We start from the raw sequence: 26,835 nt of genomic DNA on the forward strand, positions 1-26,835 counted from the left end.
TAAAAAAACGAGTTGGTTGTTTTGCAATTCGTTTGTATAGGGAGTACTGACAATGGATAATTTAAAGCTTCAAAGTTTTCTTAGAAAAGTGAAATCAAAAACAATTGACAAGCCAAGCGTTGAAACTAGTTCGAGAAGAGAACTAAGAAAGGCTAAACGCGGTGAAACTGATGAACCGAAAAAAACATTTTGGGTTCAAATCCGTATTATCCCAATCTGGCTTCGTCTTATTTTGATCATTTTACTACTAGCTATCGTTGCTGTAATCGGATTGCAAATTGGGTATAGCTATATTGGCGACGGAAATCCAGAGGACGTACTAAAAAAAGAAACATGGACACATATAATCGATATTATTAAAGGAAAAGAATAAATAATTTTTAGGAGGATTCACATGCTATCAGCAGAACAAATTCAGGCAATTTTGCCGCATCGCTATCCATTTTTGATGGTCGATAAAATTATAGAAGTTGAAGAAGGCAAACGCGCCGTCGGAATCAAAAACGTTACGATAAATGAAGATTTTTTCAACGGGCATTTTCCAGGTTATCCAGTAATGCCAGGTGTTCTTATTGTTGAAGCGCTTGCGCAAGTCGGAGCCGTTGCTTTATTGAAAAAAGAAGAAAATAAAGGGCGACTGGCATTTTTTGCGGGCATCGACAATTGCCGTTTTAAACGCCAAGTCGGACCTGGCGACACATTGACGCTCGAAGTTGAAATTACAAGACTGCGCGGCCAAATGGGCAAAGGAAAAGCAATCGCAAAAGTCGGCGACGAAATAGCTTGTGAAACAGAAATTCTATTCGCGCTCGGTCCTGTCGTTGAACAATAGTATGTCTAAAACAGTTAATAAAAATCAATATAAAAAATAATGGATAGTTCCCTTCATTTCGTACAACCTACAAAGACCATGCAGATTTGTGTGGTAAACGGCTTGTGGAAAGGAGGGAATCTTTGCATGTTGAAAAAAACGATACCATTTTTTCTAATTTCGGCTCTCGTACTAGGCGGCTGTATGAACAACGGGAATGATGATGCAGTGCCTAACAATAACGAAACACCGATGCAGGATGATGTGCAAGATCGTGACAGAAACTGGACTCCTAATGCCAACGATAATAATCAAGGCGGAATGGATCTAGATGGGATTGACGAAGGTGTCAACGGGAACGGTGGAAACAACGGTTTCATTAACGGCGACAACGAAGTCGATAATGGAGAAGGAGCACCAAACGACACAATTCTCGATGACGAAATGGACGGAAATGGAAACAACAACCGCTAACCGCAAGCCGTAAACACCGCCTCGAAGAAAAACGAGGCGGTGTTTTGTTTTGAAGAAAACGTGAAACGACCAAAACGGTAGCGGAAACGACTAAAGCGGTTTTGAAACGACCAAAGCGGATGCAGAAACGACTAAAGTGGTTGTGAAAACGACTAAAGCGGTTTTGAAACGACCAAAGCAGCCGTCAAAACGACTAAAGCCACTCCCAAAACGACTAAAACACCCACCGAAACGACCAAAGCCCCGCCAGCCAATAAAAAAGTGCCGCCCAATTAACGCAGGGCAGCACCACAAAATTAATCCTCCGAAGTATCCCGTTTCAACCGCGGGCGTGAACGCATATCTGTTTCAAAACGTTGAAGCAAAGTTTGGCCTTCTAAGCCTTCACCGATCAATTCCTCCAACAAATGTTCAGCATATTGCGTACGAGCACGTTTTAATCTGCCTTTCAACAAAACCGAAATATTATTTCCGATTTGTTTCACCGCGCTCACAGCTACGCGGAAAGCGGCGGGTTCGTTTTCCGGATACGAAATGACTACTTTTGCTTCGAGCAACTCATCTTCACCTTTAAATGATTCGAAAAAATCTTTATACTTTTCCTCGATAAACATCTCAAGAATCCACATTCGGTGGCTATTCTCTTGATTAATAATAATTCCATCAATTAGCGGGAAATCTATAACTTGTCCTTCGTGCAAGATTCCAACTGACAACATCTTAAATGTTTTCATCATGCGCACCACCTTCAAATTTCCTTGATTATACCATATTTATCACGATGGAATAAATAAACTAGAAAACTCCCAAAGTTAATTTATCAAAAAATCGACACCAAGCGACAAAATGCATATCCCTGTCGTTCAACGGCATAAAATAGAAAATATGTAAGTTGAAAAGATGAAATTCATTGCGAAAAAGGCATCAAAATTGAAAAATCCGCTTTTGCTAAAAATCGACTCCCCATCGTATTATGGGACTAATTCAAAAAGAAAGGAGGGTGTTGGTTGAATCAAGTCGCACTTGTAGGGCGTATAACAAAGGATCCGATCCTTAGGAAAATATCTCGAGATCGGGTCCAGACAAGTATTATTCTCGCAATAAATCGTAACTATAAGAACGCGAAAGGAGAAGTCGAAGCGGATTTCATATTATGTTCATTATGGGGACGACTTGCGGAAAACACAGCGAAGCATTGTGGAAAAGGTTCATTAATAGGACTGAGTGGTCGAATCCAGTCCAGAACGTACGAAAGAGAAGATTGTAGCCGTGTTTTCGTAACAGAAGTAATTGGAGAAGATGTTAGATTTCTTTCAACAAAAACAAGATCAAATGACGATTTATACGCGAATTCTACAGTGTCGAACCAGCGAGCAGAAATAGCGGAATCGGAAACTGATCACTTTGAATTACCAAAAGAAGAAAGCAAGGAATTGCCAATCATGTAAATCCACAAGGAGGAGATTTACCGGATTACAAGCCGGGGCTGGAAACTACAATTATATGAATAGCTGTGAAGGAAATTACTTACAAGTTGTAAAGGCCTTTTGGGGGATCGGCCTTTCGGTTATACGGAAAATATCATAGGGAAAAAAACTTGATTGCTAATTAATAACCGCGTGCAGGTACCTGAGAGAAGACTGCCTTTCAGGTGCCATCATCGTGGAAATGAAAAGGAGATGATGGCAATGACGAAACTTGAAAAAGAAATTATACGAATGGAGCTTCAAATTAGCGAATTAATTCGAGTAGTGGCGAATTTAAACGAACGCCTAAAAATGGTAGAAGACAAAAAGACAGGCAAGGGCAAGGACTTTATCAAAAAAGTGCCGATAGTATTAAAAATAACGTAAAAATCCCAGAGCGGAATAACTTCGACTCTGGGATGAAAATATAATTATCCGAATGACAATAAATCATCAAGTTCTCGGTCAGAAAGCTCCGTCAACCATTGGCTAGATTGAATGAGATCAGCAGATAGTGCCGCTTTTTCGGTAAGCATCTTATCAATCTTTTCCTCGATCGTTCCAATCGTCACGAATTTATGGACGTGGACGAACTTCGTTTGCCCGATTCGATATGCGCGGTCCGTTGCTTGATTTTCCACAGCGGGATTCCACCAACGATCTGCATGCAATACGTGATTGGCAGCCGTTAAGTTTAAACCGGTTCCTCCTGCCCGCAGCGATAAGATGAAGACGGGGAATTCACCGTTTTGAAAAGCATCCACCAAATTATCGCGTTGTCCCTTCGGCATGCTTCCAGTCAAGAAAGGGACGTCAATATTATGCATTTCAGACAAGCAATGCTGGATGAGTTTTCCCATCCCGATATACTGCGTGAAAATAATACATTGTTCTCCGTTATCCGCGATATTGCCAGCCATCGACACGATTCCGCTCAACTTGTCAGAACGTGCAATTAATTGCTCAGCCGGACCGTGCGGTTCTTTCAGAAACAGCACAGGGTGATTGCATAATTGTTTTAATCGACTAAGCATCGTCAAAATGAGCCCTTTTCTCTCAAAACCAGTCAAGGTTTGCAATTTGTATTTGGTCTCATCCAAGAAACTTTCATACAAAGCGGCTTGTTCAGTCGTCAGCGGAACATACTCATTTTGCTCCAACTTCTTCGGAAGATTCAACAATAAATCTGGATCGTTTTTCGTTCGACGCAATAAGAATGGTCTGATTTTTGCTCGAAGTTTCTGCTTATCGCGCTCCGAATCATCCCGCTCGATCGGAACGATAAAGTTATCCGTAAACGCCCGGAAGTTCCCGAAATACCCTTTATGAACAAAATCAAAAATCGCCCACAACTCGGACAAACGGTTTTCAATCGGCGTACCCGTTAAAGCAATATGATGTTGGCCGCGCAATTTGCGAATCATTCTAGATTGTCTCGTTTGCATGTTTTTAATATTCTGGGCCTCATCAAGTGTGATGCTCGTAAACTCAGTTTCGGCAAGCATCTCGCCATCCTGGGAAGCCGTGCCGTACGTCGTTAAAATGACATCAGGACGGAGATGAGCGATCAGCCCGGTAAACTCCTCGTCTTTTTCACGGGATGGACCGTAATGCGTATGGACAGAAAGAGTAGGCGCAAAACGTTCAATTTCCTTTTGCCAGTTACCAAGAACACTTGTCGGGCAAATAATGAGTGATGGTTTTTCAGTTTCAGGACGAGCATGGACATTCAATAAATAAGCGATAAGTTGAATCGTTTTTCCAAGCCCCATATCATCGGCAAGGACTGCTCCGAATTGATTATCGCGCATGAAAATAAGCCAATCATATCCTTCCTCTTGATAAGGCCGAAGCTCTGCGTTTAATTGCTTCGGAATACCGGCAGACGGCAATCCTTTTTTATCGGCAAGAACTTCCATATAGCTTTTCAATGATTTTTGCATCGAAAATTCAAAGAGCGGATCATCTTCGTCCTCATCGCTTTCAATCGGAACAATTTCCTCGGGGATGTCTTGGAATAAAAGGTCTTTAACAGTCCACTCGCCTGAATCGGCACGGTCCATGATATCTTTGATCTTTTTCAACCAAAGCGGGTCAATATGGAACCACTCATCGCCAGATCGAATATACTCGCGATTTTCCTCAACTAGTTTTTGGAAAGCGTCGCGCCCGATTTCTTGTCCGCCGAGAGAGAAATTCCAGTCGAAATTAAGAACTTCGTCTAGATTCGTCGCCGAGTTGTAAGACTGCACACTCGCGCTCGTTCGGATTCTCATTTTTGACTCCGTGATCGATTTTAACCATGCTGGCAAAATAATCGTGTAATTAAAGGATTGAAGCAACGGCAAATCTTCTTGGATAAACAACCGAACTTCTGAATCATGGATAGGAACAGACAAAAAGCTTCCATCCGATTCAATTTCGATAGATCGAAGAAGAGAAATCATTTCAGACTGCCTTTCAGCAATTTCATCCGCATACGCAGCCCATCGCTCAGGAAGTGCTTCGGTAACGGGAAGATTTCTTTTTCGAACTGCCGGCGTCCAATGTCGTTCACGTTCGCCGACCACAACTGTTTCGAGTAGCCATTCAGCAGAGTCCGAGTCTTCCTCGGGTTCAGTTAGCCGGAAAGCCACACGCACCGGTATCGTTGACACCGACTCGCCCGGCCAACCATATTTACGTAAATGTGGAAGCAGTGCAGGCAATTGGTCCGGACCAAGCGCAGAATCAGCCAATCTACCGTACACCGCGGATTGAATAATTTGCACGGATTCTTCTGAAAGAGCGATTTCATCCGTATTAAAATGAATTCCGGTTTCATTCGTCTCCACATAGTTCCAGATTTTCGGATTGCGCCAAGCATCCGCAGCTTCTCGAATCGATTGGAGCGTCTGCTCATCATCCTCTGTTTGACCTTCAAACTTTACGTAAGGATGCGATTCAGGAAACGAAAGCAGCAATTGATCGGCTCGAAGGTGAAGTTCGTCTTCTTTTATTTCTGCAAGAAGACCAAAAAATGTCCGTTCATCATTAAAAAATAAATATGAAACTAATTCTTCTGGATCGACGGGGTAACCGTTACTATCTTCTGTAGAAACGGCATATATGTTTCCGTCAATCGGTTTTATTCCAATACGGAGAAGGTGTTCCAATGTAAACGTTTCATTCATAAGTACAAATTCCCTTTCTCCATTTCTTCCATTAGTGCACGGAGGCGGCGATTTTTTTCGCGCACTGTATCAATATAACGGTTCCAAAACTCATGTTTACCGCTTTTTTTACTACCGGCCTTCATCTTTCTGAATAAATTCACAGCGCGGCGATAACTTTGTCGATTCCGTTCCTTCATAAAATTTGTGGCATACACATGAAGAAGAGGAAGGACAGCCGCCGGGTCTTGGGCTAACGCAATTTTCAAACCGCCCGCTTCAGCAACTTCATATGACATACGATACCGGTGCATCAAAGCAGCCCATTCGCGGAAACGACCGCGTTCGACAAGAAAATCAGCATAGACATCGACACCGGTTTCGCCGTAATAGGAAAACATTTTTTCACGTTCATCTTCCGGGAAATCCGCCGCTTCTAACAAGCCGTCAATTTTTCGCACAAAAGTGGGACGTTGTGAAACAGCTACGTTTTGCTTTAAATAATCGCCGATGAACGGAAGCAAGGCTGACATGATAACAGCAAGGGATTCCATATTATCGTCTCGTTCAGCAAGATTCGCCAACGGCAACCATTTTGAAAAATCCTCAAATGTGATATTTTTCGAAAGCTCTTCTAATTGTTCATTCTGCCCTTGTATGACATAGAAAAATGCGACCAAAGTTGAAGCTTCTGGGGAATCGCTATCTTCAAGCTTTTTCTGTTCATTTTGCCTAGTGAATTTATCGGTAAATAACTTTTGCCAAAACGTTTGGTAAACCCGAAAACGTTCGTCAAAAAGTCCTTCATAGTCCAAAGCGAGATTTCTCACAAGCACTTTCAACTGGTCATGAAATGGGTCTGTTTCAAAAAGTCTAGGTTTCGATGAAATGGATTTGACGCTATCCGCTAATTTTCCAAGTTGATCGGTCAACCAGTTTTTGACGTACCATTTTCCGTAAGTAAAATTGGAGCCGCTACCTCCGAGATGGAAGTAAATATACGGCCAAGCCGCTTCAAGTGCATGTAAACGATAATAGACGTCAAATAACGGTTTCCATTCATACTCGAAAGGTGTCAGGGACCGGGATTTTTGATCTATCAACTCGAATTTATGGATGAAGACTGCAGGATTTTCATTCAAACCAATGATGCGAATGGGGTTCATTAAACGTGATAATACTTCACTCCAAGCTTTCGGAGTGCGATCTGTGATTTTAAAAGCCATTTGTTCCGTTTCCATTCTCCTCCATTCGTGCATCCAATCAGATAAAGAATTAAACTGTAGATATAGATGGAAGATAACTGCTGCACGATGTGAACACCATCCTGGCTTTTCGCAAGTGCATGTAGCTGCTAATTTGCCAAACGATAAAGTTACTTCTTCTAAGTCTTTACCAATGATTTCAGCGTGTACGGTTAATCTTGAAGAATCATACGAATAGGATTCCACTGACCCACTACGAACCAGTGTTACCGCTTTTTGGATTTCTGATGCTTCTTCTGGTATATCAGAACGGAATGAATGTTTAATTTCATTCATAAAATTAGTAAGTTCGGCCTCGTGCAAGTAGGATACACGTTCAACAGTCATGTGCATCGGACCACTCTCCTCAAAAATGCATTCCTTCTAGTATAACGCTTTTTGCATCAATACGTAAATAATTAAATTCGAATTCTTTTCACTAATTTATTTTTCATTTGAAAACTTTCCTGTATTCTTTCCCCGGTTTCCCGTAAATGGAAGAGAAGGAATAATGTTATAGGAAGAATCGTGCAAACTATTCACATTTCCTAGTATAATGTGATAGAATGATAGTAATAATCAGAATGTTCCATAAGGAGGGAGCCAAATGCTATCAGTTCAGCGAATGACGCCGTTTTTCACGAGGAAAGAAGAATTTCGATTACGTCTTGTCTTTGCTTATCAATACTTCTCAATTGTAAAAGGAGATGAGCTATTTCATTTCATACCTACCGAAGGGAAGGAAATCGTCATTAATATGAAAAGCCTTCAAGTGGAAAATCTCGGGGAAGTGTTTGTATTCCAGCGTGGAAATCGATTTATTCGCTTGCCACTCTATCAATTACTTCTGATTTCAGACCTTCATACGCACTTAAAAACCATTATGGAAGGGAGCCTCGATGTGGGCATGGAGATACAAGTGGAACTGGCAGAAGAAGTGCTTGTGGAATCCAGAGAGTTAATTGAAAGCCTTGAAAACGAAAATCGTCGTCGAATGATCGACTATGCATTGGAAACAAATGATTTGGAACTCTTTAATGAACTAACGGAAGGAATGCAATAACTTTGAATATGAAAAAGTAAAGAACACCCATCGTAGTCTAAACGATAGGTGTTCTTATTTTAATAGCTATTTAATAGTTCATTAGACAATAAAAGCTTGGAGAATGAAAATTATAATGGAAATCCCTGCTAGACCAAACAGAAAGTCTGTCCAAGTAAATACTTCTGTATCGAACTCATTCATTTTTTCCATTTAAAAGCACCTCTTTGTCGATTTCCTGGGAAATAAGGAGAATCCTGAATTAGTATTAATTACCTTCTACATATAATATACAAAAATCACCAATCCTAAACCTGAAAGAGGGGATAAAGTAACTTTTTAGCAATTAAAGTTACAACTGAAGGAGTATTTGGTAGTATAAGGAATAATGCATGTAATGATAGATTATCAGGAAGGGATTGTAGTTATGTTCTTTAATTTCACTTTTCGGCAGTACTTAACTAATCCACATCGCTTAGCCGATGATCTTCAAACTTCCACAATTCGCGGATTTAGAAAACGAATCGTCTTTGTTTTTCTAGCGGGGCTGCTTCTATTCGGAGCCCGATCATGGTGGGGAATGGGGACGGAAGCACTAACGCCTTTAGTAGTAACAACGACAACCGCGAATTTCACATTAGCGAGATTTGCATCTTTCATTGGTTCGCTCGGTTGGTCAATCGTCTATATATCTTTTCACTTTTTTGGATTCGCATACATAGTTCATTTATTGACAAAAATCCCTTATACCAAACTATTACCGTTACAGCTCCTGGTAACTAGTTTGCTGTTGGTGGAAAAAGCGCTTATCTTCCTCGTATTCTTGGCGAAGGGAGCTACAGCTAATTACTCATTCTTATCTTTCGGTCCATTAGCTGCTACTTATCTCGAATCAAAATACCTTATTCTTTTTTTAAACCAATTAACAATTACAACCGCAATCATTATTGCGCTTCAACTCAGCTTTACTTTGAAATTTTTGGATGAATCAAAAAGAAAACCTCTGCTGTGGTCGCTAATTGGAATTCATCTCTTACTCGCTTTATTGACTGCGGCAGTAGGTTTTATTCCGATGGAAACATTATTCAATCTAATCTTTGATGGAGGTGGCGGCCGATGAGTAAATTAGGCAATATCACCGTCGCTATTGTTATCAGTTTATTTTTAGGATTCAACTTTTATTTGCTGTTCAATAAAGACAGTAAAATTAGCAAATCACTATATGTCAGCGAGTTTGAAAGATTATCCGCTGGCGATTTCACCGATAAAATGCCGAAAGAAGGGCTTATTGCTCCGCTAGAAATGTCGACAGTGTATGTCGGGAACGAGGATGAAGTCGAAAATTGGCTCGTTACAGAAGGCGATAAAGTCAAAATTGGCGATGAGCTTGCGTTATTGAATACAGAACGCTCGGATGAAGAAAAAGAACTTTTGAATACGAAACATCAAGCGCTTCTTCAACAAAAAAGGGAAATCGAATCATTGATCACAGATTTGAACACTTCAAAATCCAAAACGGGTACAGGCAGTTCATCGAATGTCAATCGAGATGAAAACGTAACCGAAGTTGAAGGCGGAGCAAAAATCGAACTCGATTTTAAAGTCGATTTCACAGTCGATGTGACGCAAGAAGGCTCTTACGCACAAGCGCATGCGGCGGCAGAACAACAATTAGCAGAGATTTCCAAAGAACTTACCGTCGTCGAAGCCCAAGTGGCGCAGGAATCTTTAAATACCGCGATTATCAGTCCGGTTTCAGGCGTTGTTTCCAATGTCATTCGACACGGTTCGAAATTGGCTGTTGATATTTATAGCACAGAAAAAATTGTCACGACATACGCCAAAGATCACGAATGGCAGTTAATTGAAGAAGGCGACCGCGTTACGATTCAAGGCGCTGGACTCGAAGGTGTAACAGAAGGAATTGTCACGTTCGTTTCAGAGTTGCCCGCGACTGAAAATGAGCTGATCGAAACGTACAAGAAAATAGATGAAGAAAAGGCCGTTAATCCGCTAGCTTATTACGAAGTACAAATTACGACACCGGAGGAACTTTCAACAACGCCATACGGGCATAATGTAAATACGGCGATAATTATAGATGAAGCGTCAGGCGCTGTTTCTGTGAATGAAGACTGGGTAAGCCGTTCCGACAAGAAAACGGCAAAAGGAAAGGTCATCGACAAATCCGGAAAATCAGTTACCGTTAAACTTAGCACGCCGTTCATGGAAGACATGCGTCTTATCGTCACTGAAGGTCTCGCTTCTGGACAAGTAGTTTTTCCAATGCCGAAGCCGACCCATGACATCTATAAAGGCAATCCAAACGTCTTTATAAAAATGCCAACAGATATGCCGACGAAAAAAGAATGGAAATCATGGACCTGGAAGGAATATATGAAATATATGATTTTGAAATGAGGGGAAGGCCACTTGAAAATTAGTGGTCTTTTTTTGTTTTTCAGGAAAATGTCAAAGGGCCTTCGAAATTTCCGAAATATTACAAGGTGGTAATAAAGTTTTGATTATTAGGATACATGACATCTCTTTTTAACTACTAAACAACTTAATGAGAATAGTACTTAAGAATGAATTTTTAATATAGTCAGAAAACGACATTTTTTTCAGTTTATTTATGATAGATTCATATTGTCAGACACTTCTGGACAAGTGTCCTGAAAGATGAATTAGGGAGGAATGAACTTGAAGAGTAAGAACAGGGTTAAGTTTTTTAGCAGTTTATTAACATTCATCATGATCTTCACACTCCTAACACCTGCATTTGCTTCGGCCAATTCGGGAAGCAAGCCGTTTAAGCCATCTGGTACAAATGAAAGCATTATGCAGATGAAAATGGCGATTGCCGAACAAGAGCAACTTCAAAAGCAACTGCCAAAGCTTCATCAAGATTTGCAAAAAGAAAAAGGTCAACACGAGGTTGAGGTCATCATTCAACTTTCTGAAGACCCGGTTGCATTATCAGAAGGAAAACAGAAAGTGAAGCAACTTCCTTTTACTGCTTCCGAACGGGCTAAATCTCAACAAAAAGTAAATGCGCAACAAAAGCAAGTTAAAAAAGAAATGAAATTACAGAAACTTCTTGTTAAAGAAGGCTTTACTTATGAAACGGTAGTAAACGGATTTTCAGCAACAGTGAAAGCGGACGACCTTGAGAAACTTCTTGAAATCAAGGGCGTAACACTCGTCGAGCCGGTTGTTGAAGTTCATGCCTATGAAGATTCATCACTAAATGCAGGCGGAGAAGTGAGCCCGGCGATGGATACAAGTCATTCATTCCTCGGTATAGAGAGAATCTGGAACAAAGGCATTAAAGGCCAAGGAATCAAAGTGGGGGTTTTAGATACAGGAATCGATTATCATCACCCTGAATTCGAAGGCATTTACAAAGGTGGTTGGAACTTTATACCGCATGATGCTAAGTACTCGAGCCCGCGTGAAGATAACGATCCTTATGAAACAACGCCATCTGAACGAGCGCCCGGTGTACCAGAATTTAATGCAAACGGAAGTTCATTTTATACATCTCACGGGACGCACGTAGCTGGAACCATTGCAGCTCTTGGGAACAATGAATACGGAATTTCGGGACTTGCTCCTGAAGTTGATTTGCATGCATACCGTGTTCTCGGCGCTTACGGTAGCGGATCGAACGCTGGTGTAATTGCAGGTATCAACAAAGCGGTTGAAGAAGGTATGGACATTATCAACCTTTCTCTTGGCGGCGGAAATAACTCATCAACTACTGCAGATACAGTTGCGATTAACAATGCAATGCTGGCAGGTACGGTATCTGTTTCAGCAACTGGTAACTCAGGTCCTAACCGCGGTACGATTGGAACGCCGGCAGCGGCGGCACTTGGGATTGCAGTTGGTAACACGACAAATCCAGAGGCCATGCACGATGCAAGCGTATCAGTTGCGGCAGGCAGTTATGCGAAAACCTCAAACATTAAACTAATGGGAACAACTTACGGCGCGGATCTCGCTGCTCAACTTGCTGGAGAATTTGAAGTCGTCGCGGTCCCGGGAGTCGGAAAACCGGCAGATTATAACGGAATCGACGTAACCGGAAAAGTCGCACTCATTTCCCGCGGAGAAATTCCGTTCGTCGATAAAATTGCAGCGGCAAAAGACGCCGGGGCAGTTGCGACATTAATTCACAATTTCGGTGGAGGTACAGGGGCACCTGGACCATCAAACGTTTTCCTTGGAGATGATTTCGGGTTCATTCCATCATTCGATATGTCTCAGACGGATGGCGATGCATTACGGGCGGCACTAGCATCAAACAGCGGCACGGTTTCATTTTCGAATTTTAACACAGAGTACACGGCAGGCGATGAAGTGAATAATTCAAGTTCACGTGGACCTACAACTCCGCACTTCGATATCAAACCTGACGTATCAGCACCAGGGACGAACATTATGTCGACAATTCCGATGTACGGAAAAGAAGTCCCGAATGCAGATTACTCGAAAGCATTTACACGTAAAACAGGAACGTCAATGGCAACACCGCATATTGCAGGAGTTGCGGCGCTTATCATGAACGCGAATCCAGATTGGAACGCATTTGACGTAAAAGTCGCGCTATCCAATACGGCGAAAGTATTAAATACAACGAAATACGACGTCTTCGCTCAAGGTCCTGGCCGTGTCCAGCCATACGAAGCGGTATATCCTAACGCGCTTGCATATGCCCTAGACACAGTTGTATCTGACGGCGTTGAAGTTATTAACACGAAAGGAACTGTCACATTTGGACACCATCCTGAAGTCAAAGACGGCGCTGTTTCAGTAACGAAGCAAATTAACGTGAAAAACCTTTCCGGTAACGCAAGTGATTACACGGTATCGGTTCAAGTGACGAAAAAGTTCGGCAATGCGACTGTCACTGTCGATAAACCGACGTTCACGCTTAACGGGGAGCAATTACTTAACGTCACACTGAATGCACCAAGAGCGAGTACACCACCAGCTGGAAGTGAACTTCTCGGATACATTCACATTTCAGACGGTGAAACGAATCTATCATTGCCGTTTGCAGCGGACTTCTCGCCACCGCCTTTTCAACCTGTACCTCATTATGCCTTAACAGAAACGGATCTTTCATTTAATAATGACGGCATTAAAGATGTTGGTGGTTTAGAATTTACGCTTAGAAATAATGTGGGAACAAACTACATTGAACTATGGGATATAATGAATCCTGACGGCGGCTTTTACGGTGACGGCTACATCGGTTATTTACACGCGGGTAACTCATTGGCACCAGGTAGCTATTCCCTTCCTATTGACGGACAATATGCTCCTTGGGGAGGCACCGGCATTGCACAAATACCCGATGGAATTTACACAGTTGATTTCACGGCAGTTAATCGTGGGCAAGGTCCTGCTGTTATTGAAGTATGGGATGGACCACTCTTCGTAAAGAGCACGCCTGCTGAAATTGAAGCAGCAGAAGAACATGTTGCAGAAGAATCAACGTACGAGTTTACAGGTAATATCGTAGATAAATATATCGAGTACCAAGTTGAGCTTGCAGATTATGGACTCGGTTACAACCTTAATACTAAACTCGCAACAACATTCGAAGCGAAAGATGCTGACGGCAACGTAGTATCTAGCGGCCCAGTGAACCTTGCGCAGAATGGTTCATTCGCATTCGATGTAACTGGACTTGCTGACGGCGATAACACGGTTACTATCTTCGTAAACGACGCGGCAGGCAATAGCGCTGAAGCTTCTTATGTAGTTTCATACGAAGAAGTCATTGTTGACCCAGAACCAGAAGATCCAGAGTACGTTGTTTCTCCAGGTGAAATCGAAGATCAAATTGGGGGCGATTCAAGAGAAATCACAATCGCTGTACCAGCGTTCGATGATGCCATGAATATCGAAATCGACGAAGCAATTGTCAATACAATTGTTGAATCAAAAATGGACGTAGTCGTCGAAAGTGAAGGTTTCTCATTCACGCTTACTAGAAAAGCAATCGAGAAACTTGCAAATGGAATAGAAGACTCGTTAACGATCGCGTTGACAAAAGAAGCAGCTTCTCAATCGAATGCAATTTCAGATGTCTACTCAATCAATTTTGTAACGGGTGACGGCTCTGTAATTGGTATCGGCAAAGAGAAAATCGACCTCACAATCCCGGTCGACGTTTCAGACGTCGAGAAAACGAATAAACTTACTGTTCTCGACCTAGAGAATAATAAAACGTACAACTTGAAATACAAAGACGGCGTCGCATCATTCAAAGCCGACGGACCAGGCAAGTTTGTCGCAGTAGAATAATTAAAACAGTGCCACTCCGGAGATCCCTTCGGAGTGGTTTTTCTTGATTAACACTCAAAAACTAGCGAAACGACTAAAGAAGCCGCCGAAACGACCAATACCGGCCTCCAAACGACCAATGCAGTTCCCCAAACGACTAAAGCCCACACTCAAACGACTAAATACGCCCACCAAACGACCAAACCACCCCTCCTCCTAAATTACAACACCTTATAACTCCCCCTAGCTAATCCCACCCGTTATTCCCCACGCAATAATCCAAATTAACCAAAATTACCCAAACCACCAAGTGCCCAAAGACGCATTTCTTAACAATTGAAAACTTTAGTAACTGATTCTATTAATTTCCAATACTCTTATGTTATGATTTTGTCGTCGTATAATTTCTATTAATGCAAATAAAATAAAGGGGGTAATGAGAATTGAAGAATAATAATATCATGAAGTTCGTCAGCACTTTCCTAGCATTCGTCATGGTTCTTTCCTTATTGACACCAATTTCATCCGTGTCAGCAGAAAAGACAGAACCATTTCAAAAGGACCAGCAAAGTGAAAGCGTCTTGCAACAAAAAATGGCGATTGCTGAACAATTACGATTGACAGAACAAGCGCCAAAATTACATAAGAATCTCGAAAAATTAAAAGGGAAACAGGAAGAAGTAAATGTAATTATCCATCTATCTGAAAAACCTGTTGCACTAGAAAGAGGAATCACAGAAGTAGCAGGAAATAAATTCTCAGCAGCTCATGAAAAATCAGCAAGAGCAAGAATAGCATCGCAACAAGGCATGATGAAAAAAGCAATGAATGCCAACAGAATACTTTTCAAAGAAGGCTATAGTTACGACACCGTTTTAAACGGATTCGCGGCAACGGTTAAAGCAGACGATCTCGAAAAACTAATCGAAATCGAAGGCGTCACGCTTGTTGAACCGGACACTGAAGTACATGCCTATGAAGATAATTCAGCAACTGCAGACGGCAAAGTTGGAATCGCAATGGATACCAGCACTTCATTCCTAGGAATTGAACCGCTTTGGGCTGAAGGCTATGAAGGCCAAGGAGTCAAAGTGGCGGTACTCGATACGGGAATCGATGCGGACCACCCTGATTTCGCAGGAATTTACAAAGGCGGAAAGAATTTTGTTCCCAACTCATCAACCTACACGATAGAACGAGCAGACAATGACGCATCTGAAACATCACCAGCAGAACGTCCAGAAAATATGCCGGAATTCGATGCCAATGGAAGTTCGTTCTACACATCCCACGGTACGCACGTGGCAGGAACAATCGCGGCTATCGGCAACAATGAATATGGCATTAAAGGAATCGCGCCAAAAGTAGACCTATACGCATACCGAGTTCTCGGCGCTTATGGAAGCGGTCAGACTTCCGGAATCATAAAAGCAATCGAAGAAGCGGTAATTCAAGATATGGATGTTATCAACCTTTCATTAGGCGGCGGAGCAAACACTGAAACAGACGCGAGTTCATTCGCGATTAATAACGCAATGCTTGCTGGCGTTATTTCAGTAATCGCAACAGGTAACTCCGGACCGAACCGCGGAACGATGGGAACACCGGCAACTGCGCCATTTGGAATCGCAGTTGGAAACACGACAAATCCAGAAAAAAGATATAACGTAAATGTTTCAGTTGAAGCAGGCGATTACAACCTTTCTTCACAACTGAATTTAATGTCAACAACTTTTGGTGCAAACCTTGAGGAACAACTTGCAGGAGAATTCGATCTTGTCGCAGTCCCTGGAGTAGGGAAAGTGACTGATTTCGACGGCCTAAACGTCGACGGAAAAGTAGCACTGATCGCACGTGGGGATATCCCATTCGTTGAAAAAATCGCAAACGCGAAAGAAAAAGGTGCAGTCGCTACAATTATTCACAACTCTTCGGGCGGATCAAATTCACCGGACATTTCGAACGTATTCCTCGGTGACGACTTTGATTTCCTTCCGACAGTAGATATGTCTTACACGGATGGATCTGCAATTCGCGCCGCGCTTAAAAATGCGGATGGAAAAGTTACATTCACGAATGTAGATTTTACAAAAACTGAAGGTGACGCAGTAAATGAATCAAGTTCACGCGGGCCTTCCGTTCCCAATTTTGACATCAAACCAGACGTAAGTGCGCCGGGAACAAACATTATGTCAACAATCCCGATGTACAAAGCCGACTTTCCGGAGGCAACGTATGAACATGCCTACACTCGAAAAACGGGTACATCCATGGCGGCGCCTCATATCGCAGGAATCGCAGCTCTTATCCAACAAGCAAATCCTGATTGGAATGCGTTTGACGTCAAAGTAGCTTTATCAAATACCGCTAAAATACTAGATACAGATAAATACGATGTATTCGCACAAGGCGCAGGACGTGTAAATGCATACGCAGCGGCACATGCAAACGTCCTTGCATATGCAGTAGACGAAGCATTGCCGGAAAGTGAAAGCGAAAAAATCGAAAACTTAAAAGGCACCGTCACTTTCGGTCCCCAATCACTAGAAGAAGATATAGCTGTAAAGAAAGAAATTCTCGTCAAAGATCTTGAAAACGTTGGCGGAAAATTTGAGGTATCAGTTGATGTAACAAAAGGATTCGCGGATGCAGCTGTGAAGGTTGACAAAGAATCATTCACATTGGACGGTGAAGAAGTAGTAACCGTGACGCTGACAGCTTCCCGAAATGCGGAAACGAAGCCAGGCGATGAAATTCTTGGATACATCCACATCAACGGCGGCGATTCCAAACTTTCATTACCATTCGCAGCAGATTTCGGCGGAGTAGAAGAGGTTACCATTGAAAATATGAGCATTTCAGAAACAGATTTATCATTTGACGGCGATGGCTATAAAGATTCCGCAGAACTCGCATTCACGCTAACAGGCGATGTGGAAGAAAACTATATCGAACTTTGGGATATCATGAATCCTACAGGCGGCGCATACGGCGATGGATTCATCGGGTATTTACATGCTGGTGCTGCATTAGGAGCGGGATCTTACACGCTACCTGTCACGGGGCAATACCAACCGTGGTCGGGGGACCCAGCAACAACAATTCCTGACGGCTTATACACCATCAACTTAACAGCCTTAACGGATGAAATGGTAATCGGCGACTTTGCCGGTCCAGTCGTCGTTAAATCTTCAGCAGGATCCATTGAAGGTAGGGTCGAAGGCACGACGGCTACTGGTAAAATCGTAGACAAATACGTAGACTACCAAGCTGAACTCGAGAAATACGGACTCGGCTACAACATTAATACGAAACTCAAAGCAACATCTGAAGTAACCATCGAAGGCGAAACCGTTTCAAAACCAATCACGCTTAAACAAGACGGTTCATTCACATTCGATATCGGCCACAAAAACGCAGACAAAGTCGTAGTGAAATACGTAGATGCGGCAGGCAACTCAGCGGAAAAAGTGATTTTTGTTGGCAATAAAAAGCCGGATGACGTAATAACCTATATCGTCCCTGCAGATGAAATCGAATCACAAATCGGGGATGAAAAAGCAAAAGAAGTAACAATTTCAGTACCACAACTCGAAGATGCATTGAATCTCGAAATTGATGGCGCGCTTGTAAAAGCTCTAGAAGATTCGAAGAAAGATCTCGTCATCGAAAGTGACGACTTATCCTTCACACTAGCTAGGAAAGTTGTTAAGAAATTGTCTGAAGCGACAGACGAAACACTATTGATCGCTCTAACTAGAGATGAGTTAACAATCAAATACGCAGTTTCCGACGTCTATTCCTTCCGCTTTGCAACAGGCGAGGACCTAACGGAAATCAACATCGGCAAAGAAAAAATCGACATCACACTCGCAGTCGATGAATCTAAAGTAGATAAAACAACTCAACTATGGGCCCGAGACTTGGCTAACGGAAAATTATACAAAGTGAAATACAAAAACAACACCGCAACATTCAAATCAAACGGACCAGGCAAGTTTGTTGTAGTAAAATAATTATTGTTCAAGAACCGCTTCGAAATAAAATTCGGAGCGGTTTTTTTGAGTATTCATTCCTGCGCATAAATCCATTTATCCGCGCATAAACCAATCACCGCGCGCAATAACTTAAAAATCCGCGCATAAACCTTCTGCCATCAATAGAAAAAGCTGTTTTCGCGCATAAATCCATTTATCCCGCGCATAAACCAACCACCGCGCGCAAAAACCTAATAATCCGCGCATAAAATCCACCACGCGCGCAAAAGCATTCAACCGCATATTTCCTATCTAAATAATCACCAGTAGAATGGTCGAATATTTAGTTTTTGCTTTAAAAACCTATCCAAAATTCATTTTTAAGCCTAATTTCGACATGAAAATTCAAACTTACAGAATACTCTATTAAATAACGACGTTTTTTGCTATACTCAGCTTGAGGTGATGCCATTTGATTTATAAAGAAAGGACGACTCCCAAAAAACTTCAAGGACTACTTGCACTTGAAAAGCGATTGATGTCGGAGCACAAAGAGTTCGGAAATATTCAAAGTCAATTATACAATCGAAAAGCAGGGTTTGGAGGAGAACAACATTTTGATAAAAAAATGCTCGAATTTAAACCGATATATCCTCACGCAATTCTACATGGCATATGTTTGAAACAAAATGGTATATATTTTGAAATGGATTCAATTTTAATAACCCCAGCATTCATTATTATTTTCGAAGCGAAAAATATCGGAGACAAATTAATTATTTCCTCAAATCCAACCCAATACATCAAAGAATCAATCGATGGCAGAAGGAAAGCGTTGACTAGTCCTGTTGCAGAGTTAGAACGGAAGGAATTTCATCTAAAAGAGTGGCTAATTGAACGTGGAATACATATACCCATTTATAAAGTTGTCGCTTTCGCTTACTCAAATGAATTAACTGTAAACAATGTAACAGGAACGAAAATAGCATTTGCCTACGAAATTCCAGATTACTTAAGATCGCTGCATGTTATAAAAACAATTCTAAACAAAAGTGAAATCGGTAAACTTGCAAATGAGATGATACGACATCATGACGAATACAATCCTTTTCCCATGGCTTCATCGATGAAAATAAAACCCGCAGAAATAATACCAGGCGTCATCTGCCCGAAATGTTTACACGTAGGTATGAAGTGGAGCGTGCAAAAATGGAATTGTCCACGATGCAAATACACGGGGCGGACTGAACACGAAGGTGCTGCGATGGATTGGTTTATGTTAATAAATAGTAAAATGACGAACCGCGAATTTCGCTACTTCACCAATACACCAAACCGGAATATTGCCAGAAGGCTATTAGTAAAATCAAATCTTGAAATGAAAGGCAGAGGAAAAGCGGCATACTATATATTGAAAAAATAGAAGACACTTTGCAAAATGCGAGGTGTCTTTTATATGGAATAAATTATGATTACATGTACCGAGCAGTATGAAAGAGCATAATTCTTAAAATCCGCGCATAAACCACCGCTCGCGCGCATAACCCACAAAATCCGCGCATAAACCACCGCTCGCGCGCATAACCCACAAAATTCGCGCATAAACCAAACCAATCCCCCTCCCCAATTTCACTCCCCACGCCACCCACTCTTTCTGTATAATGAATACACATACATAAATCAAAAACACACCAAAACAGCACAAAAAATGGAGGAATGAAAATGGACTACTTATACAATCCTTACCCTTCAATAAAACACACCGCATTCGCAAAAAACGGAATGGTAGCAACGTCACAACCGCTCGCCGCGCAAGCTGGAATTGAAATCATGCGCCAAGGCGGAAACGCTATTGATGCGGCGATCGCAACGGCGGCGGCACTGACCGTAGTCGAACCGACATCAAACGGAATCGGAGGCGACGCATTCGCACTCGTTTGGGTAAATAACAAACTTCACGGACTAAACGCATCCGGTCCATCACCAGAAGCACTCACGATCGACGTAGTAACAGCAGCCGGCCACGAAAAAATGCCAACACACGGCTTAACGCCAATCACAATTCCGGGTGTCCCGGCAGCTTGGGCTGAATTATCAAAAAAGTTTGGTAAACTATCTCTGAAAGAATCACTCGCACCAGCTATTCGCTATGCAGAAGAAGGATACCCGCTTACGCCAATTCTAGGCAAGTACTGGAAGCTAGCGTATAAGAGATTCAGCACTTCATTCACAACAGAAGAATTCGACGCTTGGTTCGAAACGTTTGCGCCTGATGGCCGCGCGCCGGAAATCGGGGAAGTGTGGAAATCACCAGGACATGCTGAAACCTTACGTTCCATTGCCGAATCAAATGCAGAGTCCTTCTATAAAGGAGAAATCGCCGACAAAATCGAAGACTTCATGGTACAACACGGCGGGTATTTGCGAAAATCAGACTTAGAAAAGTATAAAGTCGAATGGGTAGAACCGATTTCGACAAACTACCGCGGCTATGACGTATGGGAAATCCCGCCGAATGGCCAAGGCATGGTGACGCTCATGGCGCTCAATATTTATTCCCAATTAAGCCCGGCAGTCCCTGGAGACACGAAAACGCTCCATGAACAAATCGAGGCTATGAAACTAGCATTCATCGACGGGAAAGCGTTCATCACCGAGGAAAATGAAATGCCGATCGATGTCGAACATTTACTTTCCGATGAATACGCTGAAAAGCGTGCAGAAAAAATCACTAAAGAAGCATCAATTCCGGAACCGTACGACCTCCCGAAAGGCGGCACCGTTTACCTAGCGACAGCAGACGGAGAAGGGAATATGGTCTCCTTCATCCAGTCAAATTACATGGGCTTCGGTTCCGGCATCGTAATTCCAAATACAGGAATCGCGCTTCAAAACCGCGGCGCTGATTTCTCGCTTGATCCAACAGACCCGAACGCGTTAAAACCGGGAAAGCGCTCCTATAACACGATCATCCCGGGATTCCTGACAAAAGACGGACAAGCAGTCGGTCCTTTCGGAGTCATGGGCGGTTACATGCAGCCGCAAGGACATTTCCAAATGATCATAAATACGATTGATTATGAATTAAACCCGCAAGCCGCACTCGATTCACCGAGATGGCAGTGGATCAAAGGAAATACCGTTCACGTCGAACCGAATTTCCCGAATCACTTAGCGCAAGCCCTTACTCGATTAGGGCACGACATCCAACCGACGCTCGATAACGGGTCATTCGGACGCGGCCAAATCATATGGCGCAATCCTGAAACGGGCGTATTATCGGGAGGAACTGAAACAAGAACAGATGGAGCGATTGTCTTATGGTAAATAAAAGCAATACAGATTGGCGGTTCAAAATTGCGCACCGCGAAGCGCTAATCGGCGTGGTGCTCGCAATTTTCAACTTCATTTGGTGGTTCGGGTTCGCTTATGGACTCGGATCGCGTCCGGTAGAGGAATACACGTATGTGTTAGGACTACCGGCATGGTTTTTCTATAGTTGTGTCGTCGGCTTTATCCTGATTTCGATTCTCGTCATCATAATCGCAAAGTTCTTCCTCACAGAAGTACCGTTTGAAGAGGAGGAAGAAGAGTTATGAACATCGGCGTTATCGCACCATTAGTCATTTTTCTCGTAGCGATCTTTGCGATTGGCTTGATTTCATCGAGGAAAATGGAGTCGGACAAGGGCTTTCTGCAAAACTATTTCCTGGGCGGCCGCGAACTCGGCGGTTTTGTACTGGCGATGACGATGGTTGCGACGTACGGAAGCGCATCGAGTTTCCTCGGAGGACCGGGAACCGCTTATACAGTCGGTTTTGGTTGGGTTTTACTCGCGATGACGCAAGTCGTCACGGGGTATTTTGTCCTTTTAATCCTTGGAAAGAAATTCGCCATTTTAGCACGGAAATACAATGCCGTAACGATGATCGATTTCTTGAAAGTTCGCTACAACAGCCCGGCTGTCGCGATCTTATCGGCTATTGCCATCATTATCTTTTTATTTTCCGCAATGACAGCGCAGTGGGTCGGAGGCGGTCGCCTCATTGAATCGCTCACCGGACTTCAGTACACGTCGGCGCTATTCATTTTCGCGATTTCGGTCCTCGTCTATGTCGTCATCGGCGGTTTCCGCGCGGTTGCGGTGACCGATGCCGTGCAAGGGGCGATCATGGTCATCGGAACGCTTATTTTACTCGTCGGCGTCATCATCGCAGGAGGCGGAGTGCCAGCGATCATGCAAGACTTGTTGAATGAAAACCCGCGTCTCGTCACGCCATTCGGAGCGGATGGAAGTTTAACAGCTGCCTATGTATCCTCTTTCTGGATATTAGTCGGTGTCGGCGTCGTCGCGCTTCCTCAAATGGCGGTGCGCGCAATGAGCTACAAAAATTCACGCTCCATGCACCGTGCACTCGTTATCGGAACCATCGTCACCGGATTTATCATGCTGAACATGCATTTAATCGGGATCTTTGCACGTCCTGTTTTACCGGGAATCGATGTCGGGGACAAAGTGATTCCGCTACTAGCGCTCGAAGTTTTACCGCCTTGGCTTGCAGGAATCGTGCTCGCAGCCCCGATGGCAGCCATCATGTCGACTGTAGATTCACTACTTTTGCTCGTGAGTTCAGCTATCGTCAAAGATGTTTACTTGAATTTTATTAAACCAGACGCAAAAGAGAAAACCGTCAAATGGTTGAGTTTTGGCGTGACTGGAATACTCGGAATCATCGTATTCCTACTCGCGTTACAACCGCCCGAACTCTTAATCTTCTTGAATCTATTCTCATTCGGGGGGCTCGAAGCCGCCTTCATCTGGCCAGTCGTCATGGGCCTCTATTGGAAATACGGCAACAAATACGGCGCAATCGCATCGATGATCACAGGAATGGTTTCCTATATCGCGCTACATTATTACAACGAAGCATTCGGTAACCTGCTCGGCGTGCACACCGTCACATTCCCGATCGTCTTCTCGTTCGTCGCCTATATTGCGTTTAGTTTGCTAATCAAGAAGAAGGAATTTTTGTTTTAAATGAAAGGAGCTACCTATGAAAATTCAAACAACCCGTTTCGGTGAAATCGAAGTAGCAGATAAAAGCATCATCACATTCAATAAAGGCATCCCAGGATTCGAAGACGATAAGAAGTATGTATTAGTACCGGCGGACGCCAGCGATGAAACGCCATTCTTTTTCCTGCAATCAATCGAAGCAGAAGAAGTCAGCCTATTTTTAGTCGATCCATTCACTTTTTTCAAAGACTACGACGTCAAACTGGCAGAACAAATGGTGGAGCGGCTTGAACTAGAAGATCCAGCTGACGCCATCGTCCTAACAACCGTCACAGTCCCGGGGGAAATAAATAGCGCAACCACAAACCTGAAAGCACCATTAATCATTAACAATAAAAAACAACTCGGCATGCAAATCGTCTTGGACAATAAAAGCTACGCCATCAAACAGCCTTTATTCCAAGCGGCTACAGGGCAGGTGTAAACGATGTTAGTACTTGGTAGAAAAAAAGGCGAATCCATTATAATCGACGACAACATCGAAATCACAATAACCGCAATCGATGGCGAAACAGTAAAACTGGGAATAGAAGCACCCAAACAAATCACCATCCACCGAAAAGAAATCTACTTGGAAATCCAAGAAGAAAACAAACAAGCAGCTTCAAATACTATTAACGTAAGTGATTTATTAAATTTCACGAATAAATAACAAGGAAAGACCTGCGATTTTTGCAGGTCTTTCTACGTTGTAATAAAAAGAAATAAAACTATTTACAAAAAAACACTAAACATTCCCAGAAACCATCCGATAAAGATAATGTAAGGAAGTTCAAACGGAATTGGACCCTTGCAAAAATAAAAAAACATTACACGGAGGTAATACACAATGATTATCAATCACAACATCGCAGCACTCAACACACATCGTCAAATGGGTCAAGTGAGTGGAGCAGCTCAAAATTCAATGGAAAAACTTTCTTCAGGAATGCGTATAAATAAAGGTGCAGATGATGCAGCTGGACTATCGATTTCTGAAAAAATGCGCGGCCAGATTAGAGGTTTAGACCAAGCTCAACGTAACTCTCAAGATGGAATCTCAATGATTCAAACAGCTGATGGTGCACTTGGTGAGGTTCATTCTATTTTACAAAGAATGAGAGAATTGACTGTCCAAGCAGCTAACGATACTAATAGTACTGATGAAAGAGAAGCTATTGGCGGTGAATTAGCTGAACTTGGTAAAGAAATTAAAGCAATTCAGGATAACACCGCTTTTAATGGTCAGAATATATTAAAGTTAGATGGTGCAATTAACCTTCAAACTGGTGCTAATAACGCAGAGCGAATGGAACTTGCTTTCGAAACAGAAGGGATTAATATTTCAACTATCCTAGATGCGGTTGGAACTTTAAGTGAAACTGATGTTACAGATTCAGATACTGCAACAGCATTGATTGCAACTATTGATACCCAAATCAAAGCTGTCTCTACAGGTCGTTCAACACTTGGTGCTTATCAAAACCGTTTGGAACACACGATTAATAATTTAGCGGCATCATCTGAAAATCTAACTGCCGCTGAATCACGTATTCGTGATGTAGATATGGCAGCTGAAATGATGGAATTCACTAAAAATAATATCTTAACGCAAGCATCACAAGCTATGATGGCTCAAGCTAACCAACAGCCACAAGCTGTTCTTCAACTATTACGTTAATTTTAAACCTAAAAGGAACTCTAGTACCGCTAGAGTTCCTTTTACTTTATTCTCTTTCAAAGTCCCTCTATTCATTTCGCAACTTCTCCTGTAAACTAAATGCATAACAATTCAATTAAGGATGTGTAACAAAAGTGACGAGTCCGATTTCTTCGAATTGGTTTTATTACACGACAATGGCTTCAATGGCGAAGGCCATGCCTGCTATAAATAGGGCAGACGCCGCCAATCATTCATTAAACAATATGCAAGACGTGAGTTCTTTGTTTTCGATGTTATTGGAATCAATGATGCAAGGTCTAGAAACAAATAAATCAGCGACAGGTTTTACACAAGAAAATCAAAGCTTTTCACAGCTTACAAATACGCCATTTCCATTCAATCTCAAACAATCAAGCGGTGAAGAAGTTTCAACAATTCCTTCAGTATCTACGGACCTGAACTTTCAACCGGTACAGTTCCTAAAATTGGATAGCACATTAGCCGGCAAATTAAGCGATTCGGCAATTCATTTCATCAATGCCGGGAAAAAATACGACATAAATCCGAATTTACTTTCTGCAATCGCAATCCACGAAACGGGCAATGGTTCATCAAAAGCCGCCCACGAGAAAAACAATATCGCGGGCATGATGGGAAGAAATGGCCTCAGAAGTTATGATTCCGTCGAAGAAAGCATTTTCGACATGGCACGTAATCTTAGACAAAACTATTTAAATCTAGGAAAAACTACAATTACTGAAATTGGAGCCAAATACGCCCCAGTAGGCGCAGCCAATGATCCCACAGGTCTGAACAACCACTGGACAACAGGCGTCAGCCGCCAATTAAATAAACTCACATAAGAATAAAGCAGTCCTAAAAGACGTAAAGGTATGGGAAGAATTGACACCAATTCAATTCCGTATCTTTTTTTATTCTCTTAATAACCTGAAAAATAAAACGGAATCTGTAGTTGATTGCAGTGTAGGGTGGCGACTCCTACGGGAATAGAGGGTAAAGATGGAAAGAGAAAGTTCACTCTTTCCTTATCAACCGAAAGCCCCGCAGGAAGAGCCGTGACGAAGAACGGCTTTTGCGACCGAAAAGCGAAGCGTTTGGGAGCACGCTTTTAGTGACGAGGAGATTGAGGTGATGCCCGTGGAAAGCGTCCGCCCGAAACGGAAATCAACGGTATCAAAGAAAAAATAGTTATATTGAAAAACCCCTAAATAATCCCCGATTTATGCCGATATATAAGTTATAGTGCTTTAACGTCCATTACAAACAGATAAGGGGATAATCAAATGGAAGTGACAAACACACCGACCATTCAATTTCCAAAAGTAGCATCACAGAAAGATCCTATTAATAAACAAACCGAACTAACAACTAACCTAAAACAAGAAGATCTCCAAGAAAAGATTACAAAAGACATGCTCTTTAACAAAGTAGAAGGCATGAATGATTTTTTAGAACCGACTTCCACAGCTGTAAAATTTCAATTACATGAAGAACTGAATGAATATTACATCCAAGTAATCGATTCAAAAACAAACGAAGTCCTAAAAGAAATCCCCAATAAAAAATTCCTCGATATGTATGCCTCTATGACAGAAATGATGGGATTCATGGTGGACGAGCAATTATAAA

Annotated in this window: 22 protein-coding genes; 19 read left to right on the forward strand and 3 right to left on the reverse strand. The window is 42.4% G+C overall.

Features of this window, described 5'->3' with window-relative positions; translation table 11 throughout:
• Positions 1–52: 52 nt before the first annotated feature.
• The 3 genes from G8782_RS11765 to G8782_RS11775 all read left to right on the forward strand — a co-directional run bounded on the left by G8782_RS11765 (position 53) and on the right by G8782_RS11775 (position 1,285).
• On the forward strand, positions 53–373 hold the full coding sequence (locus G8782_RS11765) for a DNA-directed RNA polymerase subunit beta (RefSeq protein WP_172371388.1): 321 nt from the start codon (positions 53–55) through the stop codon (positions 371–373).
• Positions 374–394: 21 nt separating this feature from the next.
• Entirely contained in the window at positions 395–832 is a 438-nt protein-coding gene (gene fabZ, locus G8782_RS11770; protein WP_172371390.1) for a 3-hydroxyacyl-ACP dehydratase FabZ, read from the forward strand.
• Positions 833–958: 126 nt separating this feature from the next.
• Positions 959–1,285, forward strand: coding sequence for a hypothetical protein (locus tag G8782_RS11775; RefSeq protein WP_172371392.1), 327 nt, complete (start codon positions 959–961; stop codon positions 1,283–1,285).
• 296 nt (positions 1,286–1,581) lie between these two features.
• Here the strand turns inward: G8782_RS11775 and G8782_RS11780 are convergent, their stop codons facing one another.
• Positions 1,582–2,019, reverse strand: a complete 438-nt coding sequence (locus G8782_RS11780) for a YwpF family protein (protein WP_172371393.1) — start codon at positions 2,017–2,019, stop codon at positions 1,582–1,584.
• Between the two features lie 273 nt (positions 2,020–2,292).
• On the opposite strand from G8782_RS11780, the gene G8782_RS11785 reads away from it, so the two are divergent.
• Entirely contained in the window at positions 2,293–2,733 is a 441-nt protein-coding gene (locus tag G8782_RS11785; protein ID WP_172371395.1) for a single-stranded DNA-binding protein, read from the forward strand.
• A gap of 240 nt (positions 2,734–2,973) precedes the next feature.
• Entirely contained in the window at positions 2,974–3,138 is a 165-nt protein-coding gene (locus tag G8782_RS11790) for a hypothetical protein (protein ID WP_172371397.1), read from the forward strand.
• 44 nt (positions 3,139–3,182) lie between these two features.
• Here G8782_RS11790 and G8782_RS11795 read toward each other — a convergent pair whose 3' ends face one another.
• Together G8782_RS11795 and G8782_RS11800 are read right to left on the reverse strand one after the other, a co-directional pair.
• Positions 3,183–5,924: a DEAD/DEAH box helicase gene (locus G8782_RS11795; protein WP_172371399.1), complete on the reverse strand. Its 2,742-nt coding sequence runs from the start codon at positions 5,922–5,924 to the stop codon at positions 3,183–3,185.
• Entirely contained in the window at positions 5,921–7,501 is a 1,581-nt protein-coding gene (locus G8782_RS11800; protein WP_172371401.1) for an SWIM zinc finger family protein, read from the reverse strand. Before G8782_RS11800 ends, G8782_RS11795 begins: the two co-directional genes overlap by 4 nt.
• Before the next feature lie 253 nt (positions 7,502–7,754).
• On the opposite strand from G8782_RS11800, the gene G8782_RS11805 reads away from it, so the two are divergent.
• From G8782_RS11805 to flaG, 14 genes are all read left to right on the forward strand, one after another.
• Complete coding sequence (locus G8782_RS11805; RefSeq protein WP_172371403.1) at positions 7,755–8,210, forward strand: transcriptional regulator; 456 nt, start codon at positions 7,755–7,757, stop codon at positions 8,208–8,210.
• 376 nt (positions 8,211–8,586) lie between these two features.
• The gene (locus tag G8782_RS11810) at positions 8,587–9,309 is read left to right on the forward strand and encodes a hypothetical protein (protein WP_172371405.1); all 723 of its coding nucleotides are present in this window, start codon (positions 8,587–8,589) and stop codon (positions 9,307–9,309) included.
• Complete coding sequence (locus G8782_RS11815; protein ID WP_172371407.1) at positions 9,306–10,610, forward strand: efflux RND transporter periplasmic adaptor subunit; 1,305 nt, start codon at positions 9,306–9,308, stop codon at positions 10,608–10,610. Before G8782_RS11810 ends, G8782_RS11815 begins: the two co-directional genes overlap by 4 nt.
• Positions 10,611–10,892: 282 nt before the next feature.
• Positions 10,893–14,510 carry a S8 family serine peptidase gene (locus tag G8782_RS11820; RefSeq protein ID WP_246231653.1) on the forward strand — a complete coding sequence of 1,206 codons (3,618 nt, stop codon included), beginning with the start codon at positions 10,893–10,895 and terminating at the stop codon, positions 14,508–14,510.
• Positions 14,511–14,932: 422 nt separating this feature from the next.
• Positions 14,933–18,505, forward strand: coding sequence for a S8 family serine peptidase (locus tag G8782_RS11825; protein ID WP_343035056.1), 3,573 nt, complete (start codon positions 14,933–14,935; stop codon positions 18,503–18,505).
• Positions 18,506–18,938: 433 nt separating this feature from the next.
• On the forward strand, positions 18,939–19,889 hold the full coding sequence (locus G8782_RS11830) for a nuclease-related domain-containing protein (protein WP_172371408.1): 951 nt from the start codon (positions 18,939–18,941) through the stop codon (positions 19,887–19,889).
• 299 nt (positions 19,890–20,188) lie between these two features.
• Entirely contained in the window at positions 20,189–21,793 is a 1,605-nt protein-coding gene (locus G8782_RS11835; RefSeq protein ID WP_172371410.1) for a gamma-glutamyltransferase family protein, read from the forward strand.
• Positions 21,787–22,065 carry a YhdT family protein gene (locus G8782_RS11840; RefSeq protein ID WP_172371412.1) on the forward strand — a complete coding sequence of 93 codons (279 nt, stop codon included), beginning with the start codon at positions 21,787–21,789 and terminating at the stop codon, positions 22,063–22,065. The genes G8782_RS11835 and G8782_RS11840 overlap by 7 nt, the downstream gene beginning before the upstream one ends.
• A complete protein-coding gene (gene panF, locus G8782_RS11845; RefSeq protein ID WP_172371414.1) occupies positions 22,062–23,504 on the forward strand; it encodes a sodium/pantothenate symporter in 1,443 nt (480 codons plus the stop codon). The genes G8782_RS11840 and panF overlap by 4 nt, the downstream gene beginning before the upstream one ends.
• Positions 23,505–23,520: 16 nt before the next feature.
• Complete coding sequence (gene fliW, locus G8782_RS11850; RefSeq protein WP_172371415.1) at positions 23,521–23,967, forward strand: flagellar assembly protein FliW; 447 nt, start codon at positions 23,521–23,523, stop codon at positions 23,965–23,967.
• A 3-nt stretch (positions 23,968–23,970) separates the two neighbouring features.
• Entirely contained in the window at positions 23,971–24,195 is a 225-nt protein-coding gene (csrA, locus tag G8782_RS11855) for a carbon storage regulator CsrA (RefSeq protein ID WP_172371417.1), read from the forward strand.
• Positions 24,196–24,372: 177 nt separating this feature from the next.
• The gene (locus G8782_RS11860; protein ID WP_172371419.1) at positions 24,373–25,203 is read left to right on the forward strand and encodes a flagellin N-terminal helical domain-containing protein; all 831 of its coding nucleotides are present in this window, start codon (positions 24,373–24,375) and stop codon (positions 25,201–25,203) included.
• A 134-nt stretch (positions 25,204–25,337) separates the two neighbouring features.
• Complete coding sequence (locus G8782_RS11865) at positions 25,338–26,048, forward strand: glucosaminidase domain-containing protein (protein WP_172371421.1); 711 nt, start codon at positions 25,338–25,340, stop codon at positions 26,046–26,048.
• Positions 26,049–26,489: 441 nt separating this feature from the next.
• Complete coding sequence (flaG, locus tag G8782_RS11870) at positions 26,490–26,834, forward strand: flagellar protein FlaG (protein WP_172371422.1); 345 nt, start codon at positions 26,490–26,492, stop codon at positions 26,832–26,834.
• The last annotated feature ends 1 nt before the right edge of the window (position 26,835 follow it).

Origin of the sequence: Sporosarcina jiandibaonis (assembly GCF_013184495.1) — a bacterium.
Lineage (GTDB): Bacteria > Bacillota > Bacilli > Bacillales_A > Planococcaceae > Sporosarcina > Sporosarcina jiandibaonis.

Bases quoted from the DNA above. Each gene is read 5' to 3' on its own strand.
- G8782_RS11765 (WP_172371388.1), top strand. From the start codon at position 53: ATGGATAATTTAAAGCTTCAAAGTTTTCTTAGAAAAGTGAAATCAAAA.
- G8782_RS11835 (WP_172371410.1), top strand. From the start codon at position 20,189: ATGGACTACTTATACAATCCTTACCCTTCAATAAAACACACCGCATTC.
- G8782_RS11805 (WP_172371403.1), top strand. From the start codon at position 7,755: ATGCTATCAGTTCAGCGAATGACGCCGTTTTTCACGAGGAAAGAAGAA.
- G8782_RS11780 (WP_172371393.1), bottom strand. From the start codon at position 2,019: ATGAAAACATTTAAGATGTTGTCAGTTGGAATCTTGCACGAAGGACAA.
- G8782_RS11790 (WP_172371397.1), top strand. From the start codon at position 2,974: ATGACGAAACTTGAAAAAGAAATTATACGAATGGAGCTTCAAATTAGC.
- G8782_RS11815 (WP_172371407.1), top strand. From the start codon at position 9,306: ATGAGTAAATTAGGCAATATCACCGTCGCTATTGTTATCAGTTTATTT.
- G8782_RS11800 (WP_172371401.1), bottom strand. From the start codon at position 7,501: ATGCACATGACTGTTGAACGTGTATCCTACTTGCACGAGGCCGAACTT.
- G8782_RS11860 (WP_172371419.1), top strand. From the start codon at position 24,373: ATGATTATCAATCACAACATCGCAGCACTCAACACACATCGTCAAATG.
- flaG (WP_172371422.1), top strand. From the start codon at position 26,490: ATGGAAGTGACAAACACACCGACCATTCAATTTCCAAAAGTAGCATCA.
- G8782_RS11795 (WP_172371399.1), bottom strand. From the start codon at position 5,924: ATGAATGAAACGTTTACATTGGAACACCTTCTCCGTATTGGAATAAAA.
- fliW (WP_172371415.1), top strand. From the start codon at position 23,521: ATGAAAATTCAAACAACCCGTTTCGGTGAAATCGAAGTAGCAGATAAA.
- fabZ (WP_172371390.1), top strand. From the start codon at position 395: ATGCTATCAGCAGAACAAATTCAGGCAATTTTGCCGCATCGCTATCCA.
- csrA (WP_172371417.1), top strand. From the start codon at position 23,971: ATGTTAGTACTTGGTAGAAAAAAAGGCGAATCCATTATAATCGACGAC.
- panF (WP_172371414.1), top strand. From the start codon at position 22,062: ATGAACATCGGCGTTATCGCACCATTAGTCATTTTTCTCGTAGCGATC.
- G8782_RS11840 (WP_172371412.1), top strand. From the start codon at position 21,787: ATGGTAAATAAAAGCAATACAGATTGGCGGTTCAAAATTGCGCACCGC.
- G8782_RS11775 (WP_172371392.1), top strand. From the start codon at position 959: ATGTTGAAAAAAACGATACCATTTTTTCTAATTTCGGCTCTCGTACTA.
- G8782_RS11810 (WP_172371405.1), top strand. From the start codon at position 8,587: ATGATAGATTATCAGGAAGGGATTGTAGTTATGTTCTTTAATTTCACT.